This is a genomic window from Mucilaginibacter sp. 21P, assembly GCF_019331605.1.
Classification (GTDB): domain Bacteria; phylum Bacteroidota; class Bacteroidia; order Sphingobacteriales; family Sphingobacteriaceae; genus Mucilaginibacter; species Mucilaginibacter achroorhodeus.
This window is the reverse complement of record NZ_CP063061.1, coordinates 4,046,223-4,070,399: the sequence shown is the minus strand read 5'-3', so window position 1 is coordinate 4,070,399 and position 24,177 is coordinate 4,046,223. Positions and strand designations below refer to the sequence as shown.

Below are 24,177 nucleotides of genomic sequence, written 5' to 3'. Positions count from 1 at the left end.
GATGTTAGATAGAGGTTTGGCTGATGTTTTTATTGCCGGTTTTGCTTATAAACCTTCGCACTGCTTTTACAGATCCAGATGCATAGCTGCGCACGGTTAGCGTTAAAAATTCCATGTCGATATCGGCACCCAATAGGTTTTGCTTTAAACCTTCGCTAAGAACACCGATCACATATTGTGCGGGAGTAAGTTGTTGTTTAAGTTTAGCGTCGGCCCTATCAGTGCGGAACTGATCGGCCGCTTGCTCCTTAACCTGGAAAGGAACTGAGTTTGAATAAGGTAAAGTAAACGCTTTCATGAGTGCCCGTTATTAATGGCACAAATGTAAACCGAGTTGACTATATTCGTCAACTGAATTTACCATTTTTAACAGTTTTTAACTTTTGGCTGACAAAAGTCAGGCGGATGGAAAATTGGATGACAATTGAAATGTTAAAGGTGTGTTAAATGGACACTTAGATAGGACGGTTTTTAAAGTATAGCCTTGTAATTTTGCTTCTTCGTTAGGAAGGGTAGTGGTGTTTTGACAAGCCTGTGGATGTACTTTTTCTTTTTCCGCTAAAGAAAAAGTACCAAAAAGAACCGAGCAACAGCGAGCTCATTGATACCTATTAAAACAAGCAACAATCAATAAAACTCGCTGCTACGGTAACGCGCTACAAAGTTTCTGCTTCTGCAATACCTGTGCGACCGCACGTTACGCTATGCAGCCTTTATTAGGTTACGTTAGGTTTATCACGGTATTTATATTCTACTTTTTATTTCCTCCTTGTCAGCAAAAAAGCTTCGGGCGAAAGCGGGCAGAACAATTTGGCCTTGTGTGTTGGCAAGGGCATAGCAATACTTGCCTGAAGCGATGGCTATAAGCGAACGAAGTAGCGGCAAGATTTTGCAGCCCGTGGTTCTGACTGCTTGCAGGGTAAAGGCCCTGTGCGGCAAAAGAAGCCTCTTTGCTGACTTGATCTTTGGTTACTTTGTATCAAGACAAAGTAACAGCCCTCCGCGGCGATTGAGCATCACTATATCCTAAAATTCATAGACACATACGGGTACCAGCCTTCTTCAGAGTGCCCTACAAGCACTTGCAAAATAGTTAACCCGGCAGGCGAGAAGTATACGCCACCGCCAACTCCCTGGTGAATTTTATCTGATATCTCGCTTGGTGCCCAAACGCGGCCGGCATCGTAAAAGCCCGTTATCCCTAACTGACCCGGAACGATATAGCTGTTTACATTAAAAAGTTTAACCCTTGCCTGCAGGTTGTTGTAAGCCATGTGCCTGCCCGCAAAACGGTATTGCAGGTAACCTAACAAATTACCCTGCCCGCCCAAAAACATCGACTGGTAAAAAGCAGGCTGACCGAAGCTAACACCCCCACCAATACGATCTGAAATAACCACAGAACCATTAGCAGTGATCTTTTGATAGAAAGTGAACTCGGGCCGTATTTGCAGGTAGGCTTTTGAGTAGCTGTTTAGTCCGTCATAACCTTGCACATTCAGGTTAAAATAATAGCCACCAACAGGCAGCACACCACCTTTACGCTGGTTGCTGTTGAAGTTGAGGGTTACGCCTAAATGCGCTTTATCCTTGTCTACAAAGGCACTGTCGTAAGATCCTATTTTGGATGTGTTGGTGATAAAACGGCCCTCATTATCTTTCAGGTCGAGGTGGTAAAACTCAAAGGATGGGCCTGCCGTAAAGGTACTGTTTTTGCCTACATTCCAGCGCAACGCAGCATCAACCTGGTAGTTGTCAAACCTGGTTCGGTAAAACCTGCGGTAGCGGGGCTGGTTCTTATTTATCGGGGTGCCATTTCCCAAACCAAAGAAGTTTGCGGTATTGTCTGGTGCTTGTGCATAACCCTGCAATAAAATGTCGGCATTGCCTATCGCCTTTATCCACTCGCCATTATACTTCACGCGGAATGCATCTGTAGCAAATGCGTGTGTGATCATAATTTGCTGCGAACTTGTGTAAGGTTCTTTCCTGAAACCATCCTTTTTGATGTATTTAACGCCTGCGCCAATTAGCACACCGTCATCGGCGTTTAAACCGGCGGTGGCAAGCGGCATCCAAACGTTGTAGAGGTTGGTTTGCAAAAAGCGTGTGTTGAGGCTGTCATTTGAGAGGTGTTTGCCAGCCTTATTGGTCTGTCCCTCAAACTTTGCATCCTTCCGGGCATAAACCTGCAGTGTACTTTCTGAATTTACAATATTATAAACCTTATCGCCCTTATCACCTATAAGTCTGATATGGATAGGAGAGGTTTTATTATCAACTGTAACCTGGTCGTCGCCCTTTGAAGTATAAAAGCGAAGCTCATCGGTGTAACGTGGTTGATATATCATCGACATCAGCGTGTCTTTAACTTCACCTTCTTTATTGATCTTGTTTACCTGTACCAGTAAGCTGCTGTCCGGCTGGCCGGTTATCACTACTTTTTCGTTCTTATCGCTCAACCTCACATCAACAATGCGGTAGATGAAACGGTAATACCTGTCCATAGCATCGGGTAAAGCCGCCCTGCGCGATTTTAATTTAGCCAACAATACATCGTGCCCCATTTTATAAGTATCGCCCGGCAGTTGTTTAAGCGCTTCTTCAAAAACCGCATCGGTTTGTGTAGTTATAAAATCATTCACCACTTTCATCCAATGCTCATGCGACATCTGGAAATCAGGATAAGGGTTAAGAAAGCGGGTTTTGGCCAGGTTGTATTTTACCTTGGGGATATCATAACTAAAATCACCAAGCAGCGGACTAATATATGGCAAAGCCGCTATGGTAGGGAATACCCCTTCTTCCAGGTGAAATACCTGGTCGCGGTCGCGCGGAACGGCCAAGTACATTTTGCCTTTGCCTTTTTTCACATCGGCCCAGCGCCATTGGTCTTCGTGGCGGTCCCAGTCGCCTATTAGCAGGTCCAGCATACGGGCTTTCAGGAATTCATCGCCGTCGAAATGATTATCGTTATCATCCATTAGCTTATCCAGCAATTTCTCGCTGTTATCTGAGTCGCCAATGGGTTCGCGTTCCTCCAGCAGGCAAACCATATTTTTAAACTTTGCGTTGTATTCGCCCAGCGCCTTATCCTCAGCAATCACACCAATAACCGGATGCGAATGCGGAACGCCGGCAGCTTTTGCCATAGGCGGTACTACCAACGCCGAGAATGGGTGCTGACCGCTCAAAGCATCGTCCAGCCAATCTATTACAAACGTTTGGCGCAAGGTAGGGGGCAGCAATTTATCCGGCGTTTTCTCTACGCTGCGGATAACCCACTCTTTGCCATCTTTGTCCTTTAGGCGCAAAGATTTTGACTGCATGCCTCCACCTTCTTTTTCGGGCTCAAGTCCGCCCATTATTTCGGATATGCGAATAACCGGTAGCTTAACGGCGGTAGCCCATTCCTTACGATAGTTCTCGCCAAAAAGCCAGCGGTGTACCTTACCACGTTGGTTATAGCGTGGGTGCACCCTAACCACTACGCTATCGCGAAAGCGGTAATCAGGTTCAATATCTTTAGCTTTTTTTTGTGCAAAGGCTGATACCGTTGCCGTGACTAACAAAAGCGTTATAATGTGTTTTGCTGGTTTCATGTTTGATAAGTGCTTAGGGTTTACAGTTATCGTTTGTATTTAAAGAGCAAAATATTGCCGGGTTGTGTTTTGCTGCCTTCGTTAGATATGTAGAGGTTGCCTTGGTTGTCAAAAGCCATACCTTCCGGCTGTAAAAACATATCGGGGTCTATCGGGTATATCTGTTGCACGTTCCAGTTGGCGTCGGTAACAACGATCATCTTGTTTACTGACGACAGGATGTACCATTGCCTGGTTAACGGATTTTTAGCCAATGCCGAAGGATGGAACTTCATTTTTTTTGCACCTGCCAGTGCCGCTATTTTTTTAACATCGATACTGAAATTACCCGTTTTGCTAAGCGAACCGTTTGATGCCAGGCTTACGACGTAGCCATTGCAGATCTTATTATGATCCACACCTTTACCAATTTTGCATAGCACGTAGAGTTTACCACCGTCGGCATGCATGCCTTCGTATTCGCCGACGGGCAATAGTTGTTTAAATTCCTGCACGCCACTCGCATCTTTGGTGTGGATGCCGCTTAGCGGAAAGGTATAAAAACTGGCGTCGCTGCGCATCAGGATAGCGTAGTTATTCAGAATAGCTACGTCCTCATAATCACCATGCTTGCCGAATTTGGTGTGACTGATGTTTTTATCGCCCGGCTTAAACCAGAAAAGTTTTCCGTCCTCATCCTGCTCGGCATAAATGGTGCTTGCGTCGCCGTTGTTAAAGGCTATGCCTGATATTTCCAACAGATCTGCAGGCATATCATATTTAACCGGGTGGTTAAGATCGTATCCCGGCAGATTGCCCGATGCGCTTTTACCTTGTCCGCATGAAATCGTTGTAATACCAATAAAAAGTATGGTTATGAAGTAGCTTAGTTTTTTCATAGTGATGTTTTCAGATGCTGATAGATTGCCTTTTGCGAAGCTAATAGTTCACCGTGTGTTTCGGGCTTTAGCTGCTCCAAATGCTCATTTAAAATTACAGCTTGTGCGGTATCATTCAACTGCAGTTCTATCAATTTTTCAATTTGTTGTTTAATGGCTTCGTCATAAACCGGGAAACAAACCTCAATACGGTGGTAAATGTTTCTGTTCATCCAATCAGCCGATCCCATGTAAACTTCCCGCTCGCCATCGTTATTGAAGATAAAAACACGGCCATGCTCAAGGTAGCGGTCGATAATGCGTTTGATAGTGATATTTTCGCTTAGGCCTTTAACGTTGGGCACCAGGCAGCAAATGCTGCGCACTATCAACTGCACTTTCACCCCGGCCTGCGATGCCTCATATAATTTATTGATCAGCACCTGTTCTTCCAGGTTGTTAAGCTTAATGTTGATAGCTGCGGCTTTGCCCTGCTTTGCAAATTCAATCTCGCGATCAATCAGATCCATAAAACGGCGCTGAAGGTTGAAACCCGCTACCAACAAGTTCTTAAAATCTATCTGGTTATCTGCAGTGGGTTTCTCGCGTTTAGCCAAGAAGATAAACAGTAGCTCAACCTCGCGCAGGATCTTGTGGTTAGCCGTAAACAGGATATGATCCGTATAAAACTTTGCGGTACCCTCGTTAAAGTTGCCTGTAGCCAGCAAACCAGTGTAGGTAATGCGGTCGCCTTTGCGGGTTTTCACCAGCGCTATCTTGGCATGCACCTTAAGTGCGGTAACGCTGTAAATGATCTGCACGCCGGCGTTCTTCATTTTTTTAGCCCACTTGAGATTGTTAGCCTCATCAAAACGGGCCTTTAACTCCACTACAACGTTCACTTTTTTGCCGTTCCTTGCAGCGCTGATCAGTGCATTCACGATTCGTGAATCGCTGGCAACGCGGTAAAGTGTTACGTTGATCTCCTCTACATCAGGGTTGATGGCCGCTTCGTTAAAAAAGCGAAGCACCGTATTGTATGATTGATAGGGGGTATTAATGAGCAGGTCACCTTTGGCAATGGTATCAGCCAGCGGTTCGTGTGTTGGTATGCTAAGTGAAAGCGAAGGCCATTTGTCGTAAACCAGTTCCGGTTTGCTTGCAGGAAAAGCCATCAGATCTTTAAGGTTATGATACCTGCCGCCCTCTACTGCATTGGCCTTTTCCAAACCAAGATGATCGGTTAACATTTGTACGATCCTCAACGGTGTATCTGCCTGATAAAGAAAACGGGTGGCAAATCCCTGGTCGCGCTTTTGAAGTTGACGCTCTATCTGGTCTGATAACTCGCCGGGGTACTCATCTTTCAGGTCAAGCTCTGCATCACGGGTTACTTTAATGCTGTAGCAGCCGCCAACGGTGTAAGCCTTAAATAAAGCAGGTAGATTGTCCCGAACAATGTCGTCAATAAAACAGATGTATTGCTCGCTGCCTTTTTTGCTGCTGTAAAAGCGAGGTAAGCTATCTGATGGTATGTTGATGAGCACCAGCTTCTCCGCCTTAACGCCATCGTACAACTGTACCAAAAAGTAAAGCTTATTATTCTCCGGGAAGTAGGTGGTATCGGCATTGATAAATACCGGCTGTAAAAAAGCCAGTATGTCCGACTGGAAATAATCCGTTGTCTCTTTTTTTAAAAAGTCGGGTAATGGCTCATTGTATAGCAGCGAAATATCCTTCTGTTTTAAAGCAGGCAAAAGCTGTTTGGTTAATATTTGCCCAAAATGCTGTTGTTGTGCCATAACCATTTCACTAGCTTGCTGCAAAACGTTGGTTTGCTCATCGGTGTCCAGCTCGTCGCTTTTTTTGCTTATCTTTTTTAAAGCCTGCAGCACCGGGAAACGCACGCGGTAAAACTCATCCAGGTTAGATGAGTATATAGAAAGGAACTTTATCCGCTCTATTAGGGGTACTTCGGGCTTGGCGGCCTCTTCAAGCACACGGCCGTTAAAGGTTATCCAACTAATATCGCGGTTAAAATATTTAGGCTTCAGCATGCTAATGTTTGTCTTTGGCATTATTAACGGTTGCGGCAATAACAAAAGCCAGCACAGCAATAATTAATCCGAACATGAAGATATTATAGGCATTTCGCAGTAGGCGGTACTTCTTACCAAGTACCACACCTTGTGCGTAAACATCGCGGATAAGGCTACCGTATAGAAAGTCCTTATCTTCCATCATCTTTACCATACCGTAGGTATAATCATCTAACGACATTTTGTAGAAATTGCCGAAGAACAACAGGTTAACTCTTTTCTGGTCCACATCATCGCGCTGAAAGGTGCCCTTTGGTATTGACGGGCGGGTGGATAGGATAGAGAACGTCATAGCCAGTAAACTTACTGCCAGCAATATGAAAGTAGGAATAATGAGATATTCATACTCGGTAAGTTTACGCAACAGCAAACTGATTATAGCCGATAGGATGATGGAGTTAACCGTGATCATGATATGGGCTTTGTTGTCGGCCATATCGCTAAGGCGTTGGTGGTTGCCGCTGCTTATCCTGAACATGGTTTCGATACCCTTGTCCGGGCGGTCTTCCTTTTTCTTCTTTTTGGGTTCTTCTATTTCCACTTCGTGATGTGTTTGAGGTTGGGGGGCAAGTGTGCCAGGTGAAAGTTTATGCTTGGCTTCGTAAGCTGCTAACTTATCTTTTAATATTTGAATGTTTTTTTGTTTGCCGCTGTTGAGCAGTACGTTGCAATAATCAGTATGATACTGATGAGCCTCTAAAAACCTGATGCTCTTTTTGCGCCACTCGTTCTTGCTCATTTCGATGCCGTGTACAGTAGAAAGCTCTTTAAGCAGTTGTTTATCTGTCTTAAAAAAATCATCGGTACCTAAATGGAACAGGTCGGCATCGCAAACTATTTTCTCGAGTTCTGTTTTGGGGCTTTGTGGCATTTGGGTAGCTATAATACAGCCTTCTATTTCACCAATAATCTGCGGGTCAACGTCATACTGTTTTAAAAAGTTGGCAGCCAGTTTAGCACCCTCTTCTTCATGGCGCTGCATATCAACCATGTAGCCCAGGTCATGAAACCAGGCAGCAGCATGTATGATAAAAAATTTTCGCTCATCTAACTGGTAGTGGTTGCCGATCTGGGTTGCGGCCGTAAGCATGTTTTCGGTGTGCTCAATATTGTGATAAACCAGCCGGTCATCGGCGTGTGTTTTATAATAAAGCAGGGCATAATCTTTAACCTTGTGAAGCAGGCCTGTATAACTCATGAGCTTTTGAATAAGTAGATGCGGCCCATTTGCTTTATTACCCGCCACTGACCTTTTAAACGTGTAAATATTTTTTACTTTGGTAAAAATAAAAATAAATATCACCCAAAAGTTAATGAAGCACGTTAACGGAACATATCAATTGTGGCTTATAGCTGTAATACAGTCCTTTCTCGTGCTATTTACCGCTGTTACTTCATTTGCACAGTCGCAAATTCAACAATTTGATGACAGGATAATGCTTGATCTGGCGGCCAGTCGCACCCCCGGGCAAACCGAAGTAATGCTTTTTCTGTCAAAAAGCTACAAATATGTTGATGTTGGTGTTCCTGCCGGTTTGCTGGTAGGCGGCATCATTAGCAATGATAAGCAAATGCGCCAGAACGCTATGTACATAGCCAGCAGCACGGCAATATCTTACGGTGCCATGCTGCTTATAAAGCACCTCACCAAACGGCCAAGACCTTTTGTGCAAAACATTAACATTGTGCCGGTTTACCGTGCAAGCAGCACATCGTTTCCATCGGGCCATGCTACCAGCACGTTTTCAACCGCTATGGCGCTGTCAAATGCTTATCCAAAATGGTATGTTATAGCGCCATCGTTCTTATGGGCGGGTTCTGTTGCCTATTCACGGATGTACCTGGGGGTACATTATCCTACTGATGTTACTACCGGTGCTATTTTAGGTACAGGCACAGCATTACTGCTGCAGCCCTTAAAGAAGCTCTGACTCACCCGGTCTGCGTTACGCTGAACCACCTTCTCTTTCGCTTCGCGAAAAGAGGGTGAGAAGCTAATGCACGTGAGTAGACAGTGAGACGCCCACCGAACAGGAACACTTCTGTACGAATAAAATAGCTTCTTGATACTTATTTTAAAAGATTAATTTGCCTCAATCGTTCTTCTTATTAAAGTCATAAAATCGGCTTTACAATAATATCGTATATGATATTGTATAATTTTGTATTATAATTTGTTGGCGCTAAGCTTTTAGCCCACTTTGTTACTAATGAATTTAAAAAGATATATTGATAGCCCGTTAGAGAATTGTATCTCTTTCCACGCGCTGATTGAGCACCTTGAAGAAGTTGCGGCAACCGGCCAGGGATTTGATGCGGAACGGGCAAAACATTTACTTGAACGGGTTGAACCTTTCCCGGAGCTAAGGGAAGGGACAGATGATATTGAGCTGATTGAAAAACATATCGACCTGATCAAAGAGCTTTTGGCTGATCTTTTCCCGGCTATCCTCACAAAAAACGAGATAAAGGCCATAACTGTGCCTTTCCAGGATGTGCTGCTAAATCCAACCAAAAGGTTACAGAATATTTTAGCGGAAGCAGGTCCTGCTTTTGATATCTCTATACGAGATTTTACCGATCACCAGATATATGTAAGTACCTGCTGCCTTATTTTAAATGAGCATTACGGTACTAACTTCAATTTCTCCCGCCCGTTATTTTATGATATACCTAACGCGCAGGGTATCATGAAACATTATCGCATATTATACAATGCAGATTTTATGGACCTTATACCTACAGATAAAGCTGTAGATATAACGCCTGAGGACATTGAGCTGCTTCGTGATAATTTTGATGATCTGGCGCTTTGGAAAAAGTATTTCCCAATCGGCAGCTGGATATTAAAGGGCTTTGCCATTTTGAACATGTATGATGCAACGGTTGAAAACGCTGTATCGGCGCTTAAAGGCACCTTGCTTGGAGGATCTCAGGGTAACGACCTGCGGGAGAAGGTACTGGAGGTGTTTCGCTCTATTTTCAAGATACCTGATCTTAAGCTTGGTTTTACTTCATTTAATGAGGCAGAGAACAAATTCAGCCAGGCTACCTTCAACTCTAAACTAAAAAGTTTTTTGTTAAAGGATGGTGATGACGAAGAGTGTTTTGAGGCTATCTGCGTAAAATCAATGCAGCAGTTGGTTCAGGAACAAAAGTATTTTGCTATCGCAAACGTTTACCGTTTTCTGCAGCAGGAGCCGGGCAACGTGATGGCGCAGCGGCTATTAGACCAGGGCGTACAAAGCATAATACTTGCACCGGTTGTAAAGAATGGTCATTTGCTGGGTATTATTGAGGTGGCATCAGAAAATGTTGGCGAATTGAATAGCGTTAATGCCAACCAGTTAGAGATCGTAATGCCGTACATTACGGACACTATTGACAGGCAGTACAGCTTTATGCAAAACCAGGTACAGGCCCTTATTCAGAATGAATACACCACCATACACCCAAGCGTTTACTGGAAATTTAGAAAAGAAGCACAAAAGGCACTTAAAGCCCGCGCTGAGAAGAAAGAGTATAATCTGAGAGAGGTGACCTTCCCTGATGTTGTGCCGCTTTACGGGCAAATAGATATTAAAGGTTCATCAGATACCCGCAACCGCAGCGTACAGCTTGATTTGCAGACGCAGTTGACTGATCTGATACCTTTATTTGAAGATTTGCACCAGGGTTCAAAGGATCCTGACCTTAAACAAAACATCAAAAACCTGCAGGAGCTTGTAATGGATGTGCAGAGCACATTAAAGGCTGATACCGAACAATTTATACAGAATTATTTAGAAACACATATACACCCTATATTACGATCTGCCCGCAACCTTACTGTTGCCCAGCGTAACGCCATTGATGATTATTTTACGCAGACCGAAAAGAGCGGTAAGTTTCATAACAATCGCCGCAAGTATGAGGATACGGTAGCGCTGATCAACCAAAAGATGGCATCAATTATTGACATGGCCCAGGTTGGTGCACAGGCAGCCTATCCGCACTATTACGAGCGTTTTAAAACTGATGGGGTAGAGCATAACATGTATATAGGTGCTTCCATCAGCCCGGCTAAGATCTACGATGTTACCAAGCTTTACAACCTGCGCTTATGGCAATTGCAGGTGATGTGCCAGATGGAACTGGAACAACGTTTCCTGAAAAGTAAATTGCCTTACCCGCTGGATGTAACTTCGCTGATATTGGTATACAGTCATGAAATGTCTATCCGTTTCCGCATGGATGAAAAACGCTTTGATGTGGATGGCAGTTATAACGCCCGGTTCGAGATTGTAAAAAAACGTATAGACAAGGCATTTATCAAGGGAACACAGCAAAGGATCACTGCCATAGGCAAGATGACAATTGTGTACTCTAACCACGAAGAAGAGGTAGAGTATCTTAACTATATCCGCTTTCTGCAGGCAAAGAAGTTGTTAGAAGATGAAGTAGAAATGCTGGAGGTTGAAGACCTGCAAGGCGTATCGGGATTAAAGGCTTTACGGGTAAGTATCTGTTACAACACCAGCCTGCCTGTTGCCGGGTTCTATACTTATCAGGAAATGCAGGAACAGAGTAATGTTTTTACCACTTAAGGCTGTTGCTTTGGCGCTTAAAAGTTCAAATAAGAAACCCCAAAAGGTTAAGGTTTGTATTAAGTTTATTAGTTTAGCAGCAGCATAATTACTTGATGGATACCGATACAACCCGTTTAAGCAGCGAAGAACTCCTTGAAATTATTTCTTTAGCCAATAAAGCTATAGCCGTATACACCGGAAAAGATATTATTATTGAAACAGCAACCGATGCCATGCTCCGTTTTTGGGATGTTGGCCGGGAGGTTATTGGTAAACCGCTTGAGGAAGCTGTACCTATTTTAAAAGATCAGGAATTTATAAATATTCTTCGCAACGTTTGGCGTACCGGGCAAACCTATATGGGAGAGGAAACGCCTGCGTTTTTAACCCGCGACGGGAAACTACAGCAGTTTTATTATGATTTTGAATACAGGGCTGTTTTAAACCCGGATGGTAGCACCCGTTGCATATTGCATACAGCAAAAGATGTTACCGAGCAAGTTCTTGCGCATCAGCGCGAATCTAATTTACAAACTGAGTTAAAGGCTATAAACGAAGAATTAATTAGCACCAATGAGGAACTCGCTGCGGCTAATGAAGAACTTGCTGCAAGTAACGAGGAGATGGCTGCCAGCAATGAGGAATTGCTTAGTACCAACGAGGAGCTTAACGAGGCCAACTACAACTTAGGCGAAAGCGAATCACGGTTCAGGAACATGATCACACAGGCACCTGTGGCTATAGCCATGTTTACCGGTGCGAATCTCGTGATTGAGGCAGCTAATGAACGCGTACTTAATATTTGGGGGCGAACGGATCATATCATAGGTATGCCAATAGCTGATGCCTTACCCGAGTTACAAGGCCAGGACTTTTTGCAATTGCTCAACGATACCTTTAACACGGGTAAAGAATATTATGGTTCTGAGGCGGTTACCAATACTATGCACGATGGGCAGCTTTACCACGGCTATTACGATTTTATCTACCATCCGCTTAAAAACAGTGATGGCGTGGTATATGCTATATTGATGATAGCTACGGAGGTTACCGAACAAGTTAACTCCCGTAAACGACTTCAGGAAAGCAAAAACCGGCTTGCCAGTATGGTAATGACTGCGCCGGTTGCTATGACGGTGTTAAAGGGCCGCGACCTGGTAGTAGAATTGGCAAACCAACACATGTTTGAGATATGGGGGCGTACGCCGGGCCAGGTTATCAATAAAAAATTGCTGGATGTTTTTCCTGAACTGATAGGGCAGCCCTTTCCCGATATGCTGAAGGGTGTATTTGACACAGGTAAAAAGTTTGCTTTGCCAGAAATTTCGGTAGATGTTTCTACTGCTATGGGGATGGTTAACTATATAGTTGATTTTTCATACGATCCATTGTTTGATATGGAAGGCAACGTAGAGGCTATTATGGCAACGGTAATGGACATTACCGAAAGGGTAAACTCCCGCAGGGAATTGCAGCAAGCCCGCGACACACTAAAGCTGGCAATAGAGTCGGCTGATATTGGCACCTGGTCGGCTGATCTGGAAACCGGTAAACTTACTTTTTCAGACCAGGCTTTGCGCTTGCAATCTATCCCTGTTGATGCAAACATCACATTGGATGAATCATACAGGCTTATATTACCGGAGTATGTTATTCCCGTTCAGGATAGCATACAACGCAGCATAGATACGCACGAGAGTTTTGAGGTTGAGTACAGGATAACTCCGATGGATGGCAGCAGCCCACGTTGGCTGCGTTCTACCGGACAAGCTTATTATAACGACAGCGGTAAAGCGTTGAGTATTGCAGGTACCATGCTGGATATCACCGAAAGCAAGGCGCACGACCAGCAGAAAGATGATTTTATAAGTATTGCCAGCCATGAACTTAAAACGCCGGTAACCAGCCTAAAGGCCGCCCTGCAATTGTTGGATAGGATGAAAGATAATCCATCTCCCGGCATGATGGCGCGCCTCATAGAGCAAAGCAACCGAAGTATGGATAAGATAAGCAGCCTGATAGAAGACCTGCTTAACCTGAGCCGTATGAACGAAGGACAGTTGCAGCTAAGCAAGTCAACGTTTGATATTGTTAAATTGATTGACGATTGCTGCAGCCATGTGCGAGCAACTGGTAAACATGTAATTTTGCAAACAGGAGAAAATTATCTCGAAGTTTTTGCAGACGAACACCGGATAGATCAGGTAGTGGTCAATTTGGTTAACAATGCCGTTAAATATGCACCTAACTCTAAAGAGATAACGCTGAACGTTGATAAAACCGATGGCCGGGTAAAGGTGTCGGTTGTAGACAATGGGCCGGGTATACCTGCTGATAAGCAAGCCCGTTTATTTGATAGGTATTACCAGACAGATCCATCTGGATACAATAATTCCGGCTTAGGCTTGGGGTTATTTATCAGTGCTGAGATCATTAAGAAACATCACGGACAAATAGGTGTTAATAGCTCGTTAGGAAAGGGCAGCACTTTTTGGTTTACATTGCCCATAAAATAGATTAACTTTAAATCACCTTTAAGATCTTAATTTGAACGATACCTTTCCTGTTCCTGAAAATGAAGACGGCCGGCTAAAGTCGCTTTTTGCTTACGATATGATGGATACCGAAGCAGATACCGCTTTTGACGAACTTACTGCGCTTGCTTCAGAAATAGCACAAACACCCATTGCGCTGGTAACGTTATTGGATGGTAGCCGCCAATGGTTCAAATCGGCGCATGGAACAGAACTTAAACAATCTCCCAGAGAACACGCTTTTTGTTCGCATACCATAATGGATCAGTCGCAACCGATGATTGTTCAGGATGCGCGGCGTGATGACAGGTTTAAGAATAATCCGCTGGTAACCGGTGATACACAAGTTGTTTTTTATGCGGGTATCCCGTTGGTTAACGAGGATGGTTTTGCCTTAGGTTCACTTTGCGTTATTGATCATGAACCAAAACAACTGAGCGATTCGCAGATTAAGGCTTTAGGTACGCTTGCCAAACAGGTGCTTACACAAATGGAGTTGCGCAGGAAGATCGCTCAGCTGGAAGATATCAATAAGGCGTTAACAGAAGCCAATATCTTTATCCAGAAGTTTGCGCACATGGCCGCGCATGACATTAAAAACCCAATGAGCAGCATTATGTTAACGGCACAGGCGCTTGAGGCAAGGTTAAAAGCCGTTGGTGACGAAAAAAGCATAGGATTGGCTGTAATGGTTTATAAAGCTGCCAAACGCCTTATAAATCTGCTTAACGAGATGCTCGATTATTCCAAAGAGCCATCTGCTTTAGTGCTGAAACAACAAGATGTTTGCCTGCCCACGTTGCTAAAAAGCATTGTGGATTATAGCGATCTTCCAAACAACATTAATATTAGTTTACCACAGCACGAATGCATTGTGCGTACATCAGCCGTGGCGCTTGAGCAGATTTTTATGAACCTGCTTAATAACGCCGTTAGGTATAATGATAAGGAAGCAGGAGATATTAAAATAAGTTACACCGACGAAGGTGAACATCACAGCTTCACCATAAAAGATAACGGCATAGGCATAGCCGCTAAAAACATTGATCGTATTTTTGACCGGTCGGTAACCCTTAACAAGGTTGATAGATTTAACAAACCCGGTAAAGGTTTAGGATTGTATACCGTTAAATCACTTGTGAATAAATTGCAGGGAGATATCAGGGTTGAATCAACGCTTGGAGAAGGTTCTGTTTTTACCTTCACCATTAAAAAGCAACTTGCTTAGCGGCTTAATCCCACACCACGTACCATTTTCCATCATCGTTTTTTGCATAACTTAAGCCATCGCTCATTTGGTGTACATCCCGGCCTTCATTACTGCTGTAATAATTTCGCCTTTCATAAATCCTGATGCCATTGTTTTCTCGTTGCAAAAAAACCATAAGGGCGTTCATGGATGGCCCTATCTCGTGCAACCACTGGCTATCGCCCTCTTTAACAAATGCTGAACTCATAATAGTATATTTAAAGCTTAGGTATAACACTATTCGTGCCGAAACCTTGTTATAAATAAGATGGAACAGCTTAGCTTTTTTGATGGCGGCCTGCAAAGTACAAGGCACCTGCCGCTTCATCTGCTTGATTATCGCTCAAACTTCTTCACTGCCGGGGAGAGCAAGGACTTTATGGAGAAGCTTAAAACGGATATAGACTGGAAGCAGGAAACCATACAGATGTACGGTAAGCTATTGAATACGCCCCGCCTCACCGCCTGGTACGGCGATAACGAAAAGACGTACGCCTACAGCGGTAACAAATACTTCCCTATGCCATGGACGCCCGAATTATTGCAGATAAAACAGCGTGTGGACGACGCTGCAGGCATCAACTTCAATAGCGTGTTGTTAAATTACTACCGCAACGGTAACGATTCTGTCGCCTGGCACGCCGATGATGAGCCGGAGCTTGGACATAACCCGATCATTGCTTCAGTAAGTTTTGGTCAGGCACGCCGGTTTGATATCCGCCACAAGGAAGACCACAAGTTGCGCCACTCGGTAGAACTGGAGAACGGCTCACTCCTCATTATGAAAGGCGACCTGCAACACAATTGGGAGCACCGGGTACCCAAATCAACCAAAGCAGTAAAGGAAAGGATAAATTTAACTTTTAGGGTGATAGGGTAGGGGCTGCAAGTTACATCTCTTTTTGATTTAAACTCGCTATCAACCTCTCCTTGTATGATTGTCCTATAGCCAGATCACGCTCACCCACGCGCAAAAAATTACCTTCAATAAAGCTAATACAAGTAGTATTTACCATGGTTGAGCGATGGATGCGGATAAACCCTGATGCAGGTAACAATTTTTCCATCCTGGCGAAGGTCATGTAGGTCACATAGGTTTGGGTAGTAGTATGCACTTTCAGGTAATCGCCATAGGCCTCTATATAAATAATATCGGCAAGATCTATCTTAACCAGGCGTCTGTCGATCTTTAAAAATATATGAGCAGGGTTATCCGGCTGCAAAGTGCTTACTAACCTATCGGTAGCTACGTCATTGGTAGTCCTGATCTTCTGGATAGCTTTTAAGAATCGCTCAAAGGTAATGGGCTTCAGCAGGTAATCTATCGCTTCCAATTCAAAGGCGTCAACGGCATATTCACTGTAAGCAGTGGTAAATATCACCTTTGGCGAATCTCTTAAAGACTTGATGAAATTGATCCCTGTAATGCCTGGCATTTGTATATCCAGAAATAGTACATCAACCTTATACTGGTGCAGCAAACCGAAAGCCTCAACAGCGCTTTGGCAAGCGGCAAGGCAATTAAATCCCTGCAATTGGCTTATATAACCCTCCAGCAAATGGCGGGCAAGCGGTTCATCATCTACAACAAGGCAATTGATCATTGGGGTAATTGGATAGTTAAAGTTACGGTATAAATGCCATCGGACTGGTGCATAAGCAAGGTGTGTTTACCCGGGTAAAGCAGTTCAAGCCTTTTTATTACGTTATGAAGGCCGATACCCCCTTCAATATCATCTTCGGCAGTCCACGCAACGGGGTTTGTAGTTTGGAATATCAGTTCATCATCATCAATAGCCAGTACTATCTTCACCCACTTGTCTGAAATGTTTTTCTGTAACGAGTGCTTGAAGGTGTTTTCTATCAAAGGCAAAAACAGCAGGGGTTCAATATCAATGTGGCTAATATTGCCTTGTATCATAAACTCTATTGCTTCGGGCTTATCATGCCTCACGTTTTCGAGATGAATGTAACTTTTAATGAAATCAATTTCCCTTTCAAGGCTCACCTTTTCATGCCGGCTGTTGTACAAAACATACCGCATGATGGCTGATAGGTCTGCAATCATTTGCGGAGTTTTAGGCGAAGCCTGCACACTTAGCGCGTACATATTATTCAATGTATTAAAGAAAAAGTGAGGTTGCACCTGCTGTTTTAGATGGTCTAACTCCAAGCGAAGTTTAGCGGTTTCTAACGTGTTCAAATTCTCCTGGTTTTTAAACAGTAGGCGTATCACATAGATGGACGTTGCAGCCAGCAGAACAAGGCTGGTATAACCGAGCGTTTGATTAAAATATCCGTGAGAGAAATCTTCCGGATGGGCTGATTGAAGATTGTCTCTGTAGGCCTTCGGCACAAACGGCATATGGATCATTGCAATGGTTGTGAGGCGGCCCCAAACTTCATAAATCATGATATAGACCGGTAAAAGCAATACAAACAACCAGTATTTCTTGCGACCTACTGTTAGTGGGAGATATGCTCGGTAATACAATACTATCGCGAGGATATCCAGTATGTTTAGGAGCACCAAACTAAACGTGAACGATAGATTACCCCAAATTTGATAGCCCACCGCAAACGGGCTTAACACGCTCACAAACACAAGATACGAAAGCTCGGCAATAAGGCTTTTTTGTTTATAAGTGAGCGGGGTGGTGGGGTAGGGCATAGAAACAAAGGTAAGTTTACATACGTTAAGATATTGAGTTTTTAGATGAATGGCCTGTTTTGCTCGTTGAATTTTAAAAGCGATGATTTAACGAGTTGTTAGGGCAGTTAATCGAAAATATTGAATGCTTGCTGGAGTCATTTGCATGTTTGAGGTATGAAAAAGCTAACCTTAACTCTCATCATAATTTTAACCTTTACCATATGTGTTACGCACGCGCAAAACCGCAGGCAGGTTGATCATCTCGCTACTTTTGCTAAGGTGTGGGGATTTTTAAAATACTATCATCCGGCGGTAGCTAAAGACACTGCAAATTGGGATAAAAAATTGCTAAATTCGGTGTTAACTATAAAGAAAATTGGTGCATTAAATGAATATAATAATTTTATAATCAGCTTTTATAATAGTTTACCTAAACAAAAAATTGATTATAGTTTGATGCCACCAAACGGTGACTCCGTTTTTCATGTATTTAACAAAAATGACTTGAAGGATTTCAACATTTCTGCTCAGATGAAAGCAGAGTTCAGTGATCTTTACCTTCACCGCCAGCCGGATTCTAATCGCTATGTCGATAATCGCTATAAGCCCGATGTTACTCTTGATTATGTTTATTTCAAAGAGGAGGAATATCCAAAGCCAGACTATCCTGATGAAGCGCACCGGTTACTGGCTTTGGTAAGGTACTGGAATATCATTGAACACTGGTATCCTCATAAGCGGGAGTTTGCGCCGCACTGGGACAAGGTACTTACCGATTTTATTCCACAATTTATCAATGCAGCCAATAAAGAACAATATCGGCTGGTATTTTTAAAACTTACGGCTCAGATAAAAGACAGTCATTCTTTTTTCAGGCAGAATGAATTTTACAATAAACACCTGCAAAACGCACCTTTCCTTGTGTATTACTCTGGCGGTAAATACCTCGTTGGGAACGACCAATATCCTGAGCTTTTAAACAAACAAGATATTAAACCAGGTGATGAGATAATTTCGATAAACAAAAAAAATATAAGGACTTGTGAAGATCATATAACGCAATATTGTACAGGGAGTAACGAAGCAACGCTGCATAGAGAGATTGGTAGAAACCTATTTAGAATGGATACCGCCAAAAGCGTTCAGATAACCATACGACGCAACGGAAAAATCATTACTCAACAATTGAAACTCTATTCTTACAGTGAGCTTTACCAATACCGCATTAAGCACCAACCAAAACTTTGGGAAGATATGGGGGATGGTGTATTCTACGTACGTTTCTGTAAAATAACCGATAGCAACCAATTGAAGCAAATGTATATAGCTATCCAAAATGCTAAAACAGTGATATGGGAGATGCGTGATTATCCATACTTCCCTACAACGCAGATCTATCGCCCTGGTCTATTTGGAAACGAAACGAGCGAGGAAGTGAATTACAATGCCGAACTATTTTATCCAGGGATGTATAAGGCTCACAAAGAGGTTGGCGATATAACTACGGACACTTTGAATTTGCCGCACTATAAAGGGCGCTTGATTGTACTTGTGAACGAGTTTACCCAAAGCCTTGCCGAAAGCGTTGCAGCGGCGCTAAGATGCCGTCCAAACACTATTGTAATGGGCAGGCAAACGGCAGGAGCAACCGGTAATATGTTTTTTACCGATTACCCAGGCGGAATAGCTGCCGCTTACACTGCAGTTAAAGTTGTTGGACCTAACAATAGCTTTAAGCAGGGGCAGGGCGTTAAACTTGATAAGGAAATAAAGATCAGTGCTGAAAAAATGCAATCTTCCCCTGATTATGAGTTGGAGCAAGCGTACCGGCAGGCTTTAAAGGATTTAAAATAATCCACTATATTTGTTTGTCGATCAAACAATAAACCAAATGAAAAAGATTATTCTCTTTGCGATATGCTTAGGTTTAACCACCATTACTTTTGCGCAAACAACCATAAAGCCTGCAGAAGCAGGTGTTACTTACGGCAAATCCGTTACTGCTGATAATGCTGTTACCACTGCTGATCTCAATAAAACGCTTTCAACAGATTCTGTTTACAACGGCAAGATCACCGGTACGGTTGTGGAAGTTTGCAAGAAGAAGGGTTGCTTTATGAAACTGGAACAGGCTAATGGCACACCTGTAATGGTTCAGTTTACAGATTACGCTTACTTTATGCCGCAAAATATTGTGGGTAAAACAGTAGTGGTTGAAGGTAAGGCTAAAGTTAAAGAAACTTCAGTTGAGCGCCTTAGGCACTATGCCGCAGACGCGGGTAAAAGCAAAGAAGAGATAGCTGCCATAAAAGAGCCAAAGCGCGATATAAGCATTATGGCTGATGGCGTTTTGGTGGTTAAATAATCTGATCCTGACTTGGAACGATAGCATAAAGTCCTGCATATTTGCGGGACTTTTTTAATTTTACAAATAATGCATCAACAACCCAATAACCCATTGCATGGTAAAACTTTACAGGCTATACTTGAAGCATTAGTTGCTCATTTGGGCTGGCCTGAGATGGGCTATCGCATCCGCATCAATTGCTTCCTGGATAACCCCAGCATCAAATCAAGTTTAAAGTTCCTGCGCAAAACACCATGGGCACGCCAAAAGGTAGAAGACCTATACGTGGAGTACTACAAAGAGTTAAATTCTTAATGCTTTTTAGCCTTGTTCATCTTTGCTTTTTTAGATGAACTGATATTGTAGGTTTTGGCATTCTCAGGCTTTTTCTCGTGGAACGCCGGGCCGGGTGTGTATTTATCCTCTGCTTTATGTACCTGCTTTGGGCGGGCGGCTTTCTCAGCTTCTTTTTCCTTACGGTCTTTTTCTATCACCAGCTCATCGGGCAGGTCTGCATTTTGCATTTTTTGGCCGGTGGCCTGCTCAATTCGCCTTACCTGATCCAGCTCAAGATCTGTGGCAAAAGTTAAAGCGATGGTTTCGCTTTCCTCGTCACTGGCTTGGATTTCAATGTGTTTAATGTAAACTTCTTTATCAGCCGGGAGATCAAAATTAATGATAAACGGTACATCAGTAAGATCAACCTGCTCATCCAGTTCGTTAGCTATCAGCAATACCCTTAGTTTATCGTTACGTAAAAAATCAGCAACGTTATCTGCAACTGGATATTCGTATGATAATGGTTTAATAAAAGCGCTCGATAATCGTGCTTTCCTAAGCAGGCTTTTGTAGATGGTTTCAGCAGTAAGCCTGGTATTGGTGAATACAACCGTTTTAGTAAACACCTCAACATCCTGTAAAAACAGGTTTAGCAAATTTATCTTGGTGCCAAAGTTAGGTACGTGGTATAACATCTGCGGGAGCACACCCAATTGAGTTTCGCTCATTTCCTCAACCTCAACGGTAGATGGCAGATGCATAAGCGGATCTATCATTTTGGCAAGCTTATCGTGCATTACTTCGGTAAACACAAGGCGTTGCGCTTTGCCTATGCTTGTTGATAGCTCCGTGGTTGGCAGCTGCAAACCTTTTTTGACAATGGCATGTGCATCATCTATCACCAATAACTCAACCTTATTAAGGTTTAAGCCCAGCTTTAGGTAAATGGCGCGGGCCCTGTCAGGCGTGGCAATTACAATATCAGCACCTTCGGCAAGGTCGTCCATTTGCTGGTCCACACCGGTACCGGGATGTAATAAAACTATGCGGATAGTTTTATTACGGTTAAGCAGATTAAAGCGTTCGTTAATAGCTTCAACACCTTCCTGGTCTGGCGATAAAATAAGCGCGGCAGGTATATTATCGGCACTATGTTTAAAACGGTTAAGCGTAGCAAGTACTAAGGTAGTGGTTTTACCACCGCCCTCTGGCGCAATAGCAATTACATCCTGCCCGCCATTGATACGGCTTAAGGTTTTTTGCTGTAACTCTTTAGGATTATCAAATCCCGCTTCCGTTAATGATCGTACCAGCTGTTTGTTCAGCTTAAATTTTTCTGCCCAGGCCATATCAACTTTAAAAGCTGCAAAGATAACTAATAAATATTTGCCGCTGATGATAGCTATTGCAGACAACATTTTGAAATAACCCATATAAAGATATTTACTACATTTAGGTTTACTAACCTGAAAAACCATGAGAAAGCTTTTTTTATTTGCCGGGATGCTGGGCATCTTTGGCCTAAGCGCCCACGCTCAGCAAAAATTTAACGGATTAGAAAATAACATGGGTACCATCTTCCGTACATCAGATGCGGTTAGCCGTTCTATTAGTCCGGAGAATTTTACAGGTGAAAAAGGGAAAGGTGGGATGGCCACAGAGGGTACAGGTAAGGCTGCTGCACGCGACCTGGGCCAGGGTTGGAAGGTGAGCCCCAGTGTAATCATAAAAAAACATACTACGTTCACCGTGGCCGAGATAAACGGCGAAGGTGCCATCCAACACATATGGATGACCCCGACAGGTAACTGGCGGTATTCTATTATCAGGATGTACTGGGACGACGAGAGCACACCATCTGTAGAGGCACCTGTTGGCGATTTCTTTTGCATGGGCTGGGGCAAATACGCACCTGTTAATTCACTGGCGGTAACCGTTAACCCTGGTAGTGCCTTTAATTGTTACTGGCCGATGCCGTTCCGCAAAAAGTGCCGCATTACCATGGAGAATATCGATGACAACGACATGGTGCTTTATTACCAGGTAGATTATACCCTGACCAAGGTGCCCGAGGATGCGGGTTATTTCCACGCGCAGTTCAGGCGTGTAAACCCGCTGCCATATAAAAAAGACTTTGTATTGGTAGATAGCATTAAAGGCAAGGGCCAGTATGTAGGTACTTACCTTGCCTATGGCTCAAACAAAAATGGCTGGTGGGGCGAAGGGGAGATCAAGTTCTACATGGACGGAGACGCCAAGTACCCAACCATCATTGGCACCGGTACCGAAGATTATTTCTGCGGATCATACAATTTCGAGACCCGCAAACGAGACGAGCAGGGACGAGAAACCCGTAATTACACCGAATTCTCGGGCCCTTACACAGGTTTGGCGCAGGTGATAAAAGGGGACGGGTTGTACAATGTAGCGCAACGCTTTGGCTTATATCGCTGGCACATCGCAGACCCCATCCGTTTTGAAAAAAGCCTTAGGGTAACCCTGCAGGACCTTGGCTGGCGTGGCGACGGCCGCTACCTGCCCTTGCAGGACGATCTGGCATCAACCGTGTTCTGGTATCAACAAGGTCCGCATGGCGCATTTCCTAAACTGCCAACAAAAGATGAACTGGAAGTTAATTAAAACTGTTGTTAGCTGCCTTTAAATAATTATATTGAGCCCTCCAATTATTAATTGTTAAATACACACATTAATGTCTAAAGACAAAAGCCTGGCCGCGGTTGCGCTCATTACATCCTTGTTTTTTTTGTGGGGGTTTGCATTAAACCTTAACCCGATACTTATCCCACACTTGAAAAAGGCCTGCCAATTAACAGATTTTCAATCATCATTAATAGATTCAGCATCATACATAGCCTATTTTCTGTTGCCTATACCTGCAGCACAGTTTATGAAGCGCTACAGCTATAAAGGTGGCATCATACTCGGCCTTTTGCTGTTCTCTGTTGGGGCCGCGCTGTTTTATCCGGCTGCTGCTGTACGTAACTACGCATTTTTTTTAGGTGCATTGTTTGTGGTTTTCTCAGGCATGGCTTTCCTGGAAACCGCTGCCAATCCGTTGATCACCTTAATAGGCGACCCTGCAAGTGCTACCCAACGTATTAATTTTGCACAATCATTTAACGGTATGGCGGCTGCTTTGGCGCCGTTTATTGGTGGCACCTTCATACTCTCAGGCACTGTTTTAACAGATGCCCAGGAAAAGGCAATGTCGTCGCAACAGTTGGAGGCGTATTTAAATCATGAGGCATCCTCAGTACAGGTCCCTTACCTTGTAATCAGCATTGCAGTTTTACTGGTGGCCATCTTTGTTTGGCGTACTGCTTTCCCGGCCATTAAAGAAGAATCTGCCGAAACAAAAGCGATAGAAAATAAACCTCTCCTGGGCAGGATAATCGCCCTTGCCAAAAACAAACATTTGATGAAGGGCGTAGTGGCAGAGTTTTTTTACGTAGGAGGGCAGGCGTGCGTAACCAGTTTCTTTATTCGATACAGTGAACACGTAGCCGGCTTTGGCGAACATAGCGCTGCAAAATTGTTGAGCATTGGTTTGCTGTTATTTATGCTGGGCCGCTTATCCGGCACTGCTTTAATGCTGGTTTTTAACCCCGTTAAGCTGCTTGTAACCTATGCGATCATCAATATTTGTTTAATAGCAGCTGCAGTAACCTTGCATGGGCCGTTTGTGGTTTATGTGTTGATGGCGGTGCTGTTCTTTATGTCTATCATGTTCCCAACTATCTTCTCTTTAAGTATAAGGGGCTTAGGGCCGCAAACCAAGTTAGGTTCATCATTAGTGATAATGGGTATTGTTGGCGGCGCAATTATGCCGCCGATAATGGGCCAGCTGTCAGATATGTTTAACATACAAATCGCTTATGTTGTACCGGGGGTGAGCTTTGCAGTAATACTTTGGTTTGCGCTGCAAAACCTCAAAGTGAAAAAACTTGATGTTGTGGGCGGCCATTAAT

At 43.6% G+C, this 24,177-nt stretch carries 19 protein-coding genes; 10 read left to right on the top strand and 9 right to left on the bottom strand.

Annotation, left to right across the window (positions count from 1 at the left end):
• Positions 1-4: 4 nt before the first annotated feature.
• The 5 genes from INP83_RS18170 to INP83_RS18150 all read right to left on the bottom strand — a co-directional run bounded on the left by INP83_RS18170 (position 5) and on the right by INP83_RS18150 (position 7,756).
• Positions 5-298 carry a hypothetical protein gene (locus tag INP83_RS18170; RefSeq protein ID WP_219125377.1) on the bottom strand — a complete coding sequence of 98 codons (294 nt, stop codon included), beginning with the start codon at positions 296-298 and terminating at the stop codon, positions 5-7.
• A 721-nt stretch (positions 299-1,019) separates the two neighbouring features.
• The gene (locus INP83_RS18165) at positions 1,020-3,602 is read right to left on the bottom strand and encodes an outer membrane protein assembly factor (RefSeq protein WP_219125376.1); all 2,583 of its coding nucleotides are present in this window, start codon (positions 3,600-3,602) and stop codon (positions 1,020-1,022) included.
• Positions 3,603-3,628: 26 nt separating this feature from the next.
• On the bottom strand, positions 3,629-4,480 hold the full coding sequence (locus INP83_RS18160) for an SdiA-regulated domain-containing protein (protein WP_219125375.1): 852 nt from the start codon (positions 4,478-4,480) through the stop codon (positions 3,629-3,631).
• Complete coding sequence (gene ppk1 / locus INP83_RS18155) at positions 4,477-6,516, bottom strand: polyphosphate kinase 1 (protein ID WP_219125374.1); 2,040 nt, start codon at positions 6,514-6,516, stop codon at positions 4,477-4,479. The genes INP83_RS18160 and ppk1 overlap by 4 nt, the downstream gene beginning before the upstream one ends.
• Position 6,517: 1 nt before the next feature.
• The gene (locus INP83_RS18150; protein WP_146270444.1) at positions 6,518-7,756 is read right to left on the bottom strand and encodes a Pycsar system effector family protein; all 1,239 of its coding nucleotides are present in this window, start codon (positions 7,754-7,756) and stop codon (positions 6,518-6,520) included.
• Positions 7,757-7,871: 115 nt separating this feature from the next.
• Here INP83_RS18150 and INP83_RS18145 point away from each other — a divergent pair, with 115 nt between their 5' ends.
• The 4 genes from INP83_RS18145 to INP83_RS18130 all read left to right on the top strand — a co-directional run bounded on the left by INP83_RS18145 (position 7,872) and on the right by INP83_RS18130 (position 14,888).
• Positions 7,872-8,489 (top strand): phosphatase PAP2 family protein, encoded by a 618-nt coding sequence (locus INP83_RS18145; protein WP_219125373.1) that lies wholly within the window; start codon positions 7,872-7,874, stop codon positions 8,487-8,489.
• A gap of 279 nt (positions 8,490-8,768) precedes the next feature.
• Complete coding sequence (locus INP83_RS18140; protein WP_219125372.1) at positions 8,769-11,144, top strand: GAF domain-containing protein; 2,376 nt, start codon at positions 8,769-8,771, stop codon at positions 11,142-11,144.
• Positions 11,145-11,239: 95 nt separating this feature from the next.
• Positions 11,240-13,642: a PAS domain-containing protein gene (locus INP83_RS18135; RefSeq protein ID WP_219125371.1), complete on the top strand. Its 2,403-nt coding sequence runs from the start codon at positions 11,240-11,242 to the stop codon at positions 13,640-13,642.
• A 31-nt stretch (positions 13,643-13,673) separates the two neighbouring features.
• A complete protein-coding gene (locus INP83_RS18130; RefSeq protein WP_219125370.1) occupies positions 13,674-14,888 on the top strand; it encodes an ATP-binding protein in 1,215 nt (404 codons plus the stop codon).
• Positions 14,889-14,892: 4 nt separating this feature from the next.
• Here the strand turns inward: INP83_RS18130 and INP83_RS18125 are convergent, their stop codons facing one another.
• Positions 14,893-15,117, bottom strand: coding sequence for a hypothetical protein (locus INP83_RS18125; RefSeq protein ID WP_146270437.1), 225 nt, complete (start codon positions 15,115-15,117; stop codon positions 14,893-14,895).
• 60 nt (positions 15,118-15,177) lie between these two features.
• Between INP83_RS18125 and INP83_RS18120 the strand changes: the two genes are divergently transcribed.
• The gene (locus tag INP83_RS18120) at positions 15,178-15,789 is read left to right on the top strand and encodes an alpha-ketoglutarate-dependent dioxygenase AlkB (protein WP_219125369.1); all 612 of its coding nucleotides are present in this window, start codon (positions 15,178-15,180) and stop codon (positions 15,787-15,789) included.
• Positions 15,790-15,799: 10 nt separating this feature from the next.
• Here the strand turns inward: INP83_RS18120 and INP83_RS18115 are convergent, their stop codons facing one another.
• Both INP83_RS18115 and INP83_RS18110 read right to left on the bottom strand, forming a co-directional pair.
• Complete coding sequence (locus INP83_RS18115) at positions 15,800-16,513, bottom strand: LytTR family DNA-binding domain-containing protein (protein WP_219125368.1); 714 nt, start codon at positions 16,511-16,513, stop codon at positions 15,800-15,802.
• On the bottom strand, positions 16,510-17,580 hold the full coding sequence (locus INP83_RS18110; protein WP_219125367.1) for a sensor histidine kinase: 1,071 nt from the start codon (positions 17,578-17,580) through the stop codon (positions 16,510-16,512). Before INP83_RS18110 ends, INP83_RS18115 begins: the two co-directional genes overlap by 4 nt.
• A 156-nt stretch (positions 17,581-17,736) precedes the next feature.
• On the opposite strand from INP83_RS18110, the gene INP83_RS18105 reads away from it, so the two are divergent.
• The 3 genes from INP83_RS18105 (at position 17,737) to INP83_RS18095 (ending at position 20,224) form a co-directional block, all read left to right on the top strand.
• Complete coding sequence (locus INP83_RS18105) at positions 17,737-19,416, top strand: S41 family peptidase (RefSeq protein WP_219125366.1); 1,680 nt, start codon at positions 17,737-17,739, stop codon at positions 19,414-19,416.
• Positions 19,417-19,453: 37 nt separating this feature from the next.
• Positions 19,454-19,927, top strand: a complete 474-nt coding sequence (locus tag INP83_RS18100; protein ID WP_219125365.1) for a DUF4920 domain-containing protein — start codon at positions 19,454-19,456, stop codon at positions 19,925-19,927.
• Positions 19,928-19,996: 69 nt separating this feature from the next.
• The gene (locus INP83_RS18095) at positions 19,997-20,224 is read left to right on the top strand and encodes a VF530 family DNA-binding protein (protein WP_219125364.1); all 228 of its coding nucleotides are present in this window, start codon (positions 19,997-19,999) and stop codon (positions 20,222-20,224) included.
• Here the strand turns inward: INP83_RS18095 and INP83_RS18090 are convergent.
• Entirely contained in the window at positions 20,221-21,621 is a 1,401-nt protein-coding gene (locus INP83_RS18090; RefSeq protein WP_255563189.1) for a DEAD/DEAH box helicase, read from the bottom strand. The two genes, INP83_RS18095 and INP83_RS18090, sit on opposite strands and share 4 nt — an antisense overlap.
• Before the next feature lie 43 nt (positions 21,622-21,664).
• Here INP83_RS18090 and INP83_RS18085 point away from each other — a divergent pair, with 43 nt between their 5' ends.
• Together INP83_RS18085 and fucP are read left to right on the top strand one after the other, a co-directional pair.
• Entirely contained in the window at positions 21,665-22,828 is a 1,164-nt protein-coding gene (locus INP83_RS18085; RefSeq protein ID WP_219125363.1) for a glycoside hydrolase family 172 protein, read from the top strand.
• Between the two features lie 70 nt (positions 22,829-22,898).
• Positions 22,899-24,176, top strand: coding sequence for an L-fucose:H+ symporter permease (gene fucP / locus INP83_RS18080; protein WP_219125362.1), 1,278 nt, complete (start codon positions 22,899-22,901; stop codon positions 24,174-24,176).
• Position 24,177: the final 1 nt, after the last annotated feature.

Coding starts and splice junctions, on each gene's coding strand:
- INP83_RS18100 (WP_219125365.1), top strand. CDS start 19,454: ATGAAAAAGATTATTCTCTTTGCGATATGCTTAGGTTTAACCACCATT.
- INP83_RS18140 (WP_219125372.1), top strand. CDS start 8,769: ATGAATTTAAAAAGATATATTGATAGCCCGTTAGAGAATTGTATCTCT.
- INP83_RS18115 (WP_219125368.1), bottom strand. CDS start 16,513: ATGATCAATTGCCTTGTTGTAGATGATGAACCGCTTGCCCGCCATTTG.
- INP83_RS18120 (WP_219125369.1), top strand. CDS start 15,178: ATGGAACAGCTTAGCTTTTTTGATGGCGGCCTGCAAAGTACAAGGCAC.
- INP83_RS18110 (WP_219125367.1), bottom strand. CDS start 17,580: ATGCCCTACCCCACCACCCCGCTCACTTATAAACAAAAAAGCCTTATT.
- INP83_RS18095 (WP_219125364.1), top strand. CDS start 19,997: ATGCATCAACAACCCAATAACCCATTGCATGGTAAAACTTTACAGGCT.
- INP83_RS18150 (WP_146270444.1), bottom strand. CDS start 7,756: ATGAGTTATACAGGCCTGCTTCACAAGGTTAAAGATTATGCCCTGCTT.
- INP83_RS18125 (WP_146270437.1), bottom strand. CDS start 15,117: ATGAGTTCAGCATTTGTTAAAGAGGGCGATAGCCAGTGGTTGCACGAG.
- INP83_RS18145 (WP_219125373.1), top strand. CDS start 7,872: ATGAAGCACGTTAACGGAACATATCAATTGTGGCTTATAGCTGTAATA.
- INP83_RS18165 (WP_219125376.1), bottom strand. CDS start 3,602: ATGAAACCAGCAAAACACATTATAACGCTTTTGTTAGTCACGGCAACG.
- INP83_RS18090 (WP_255563189.1), bottom strand. CDS start 21,621: ATGGGTTATTTCAAAATGTTGTCTGCAATAGCTATCATCAGCGGCAAA.
- INP83_RS18105 (WP_219125366.1), top strand. CDS start 17,737: ATGAAAAAGCTAACCTTAACTCTCATCATAATTTTAACCTTTACCATA.
- INP83_RS18085 (WP_219125363.1), top strand. CDS start 21,665: ATGAGAAAGCTTTTTTTATTTGCCGGGATGCTGGGCATCTTTGGCCTA.
- ppk1 (WP_219125374.1), bottom strand. CDS start 6,516: ATGCTGAAGCCTAAATATTTTAACCGCGATATTAGTTGGATAACCTTT.
- INP83_RS18160 (WP_219125375.1), bottom strand. CDS start 4,480: ATGAAAAAACTAAGCTACTTCATAACCATACTTTTTATTGGTATTACA.
- INP83_RS18170 (WP_219125377.1), bottom strand. CDS start 298: ATGAAAGCGTTTACTTTACCTTATTCAAACTCAGTTCCTTTCCAGGTT.
- INP83_RS18135 (WP_219125371.1), top strand. CDS start 11,240: ATGGATACCGATACAACCCGTTTAAGCAGCGAAGAACTCCTTGAAATT.
- fucP (WP_219125362.1), top strand. CDS start 22,899: ATGTCTAAAGACAAAAGCCTGGCCGCGGTTGCGCTCATTACATCCTTG.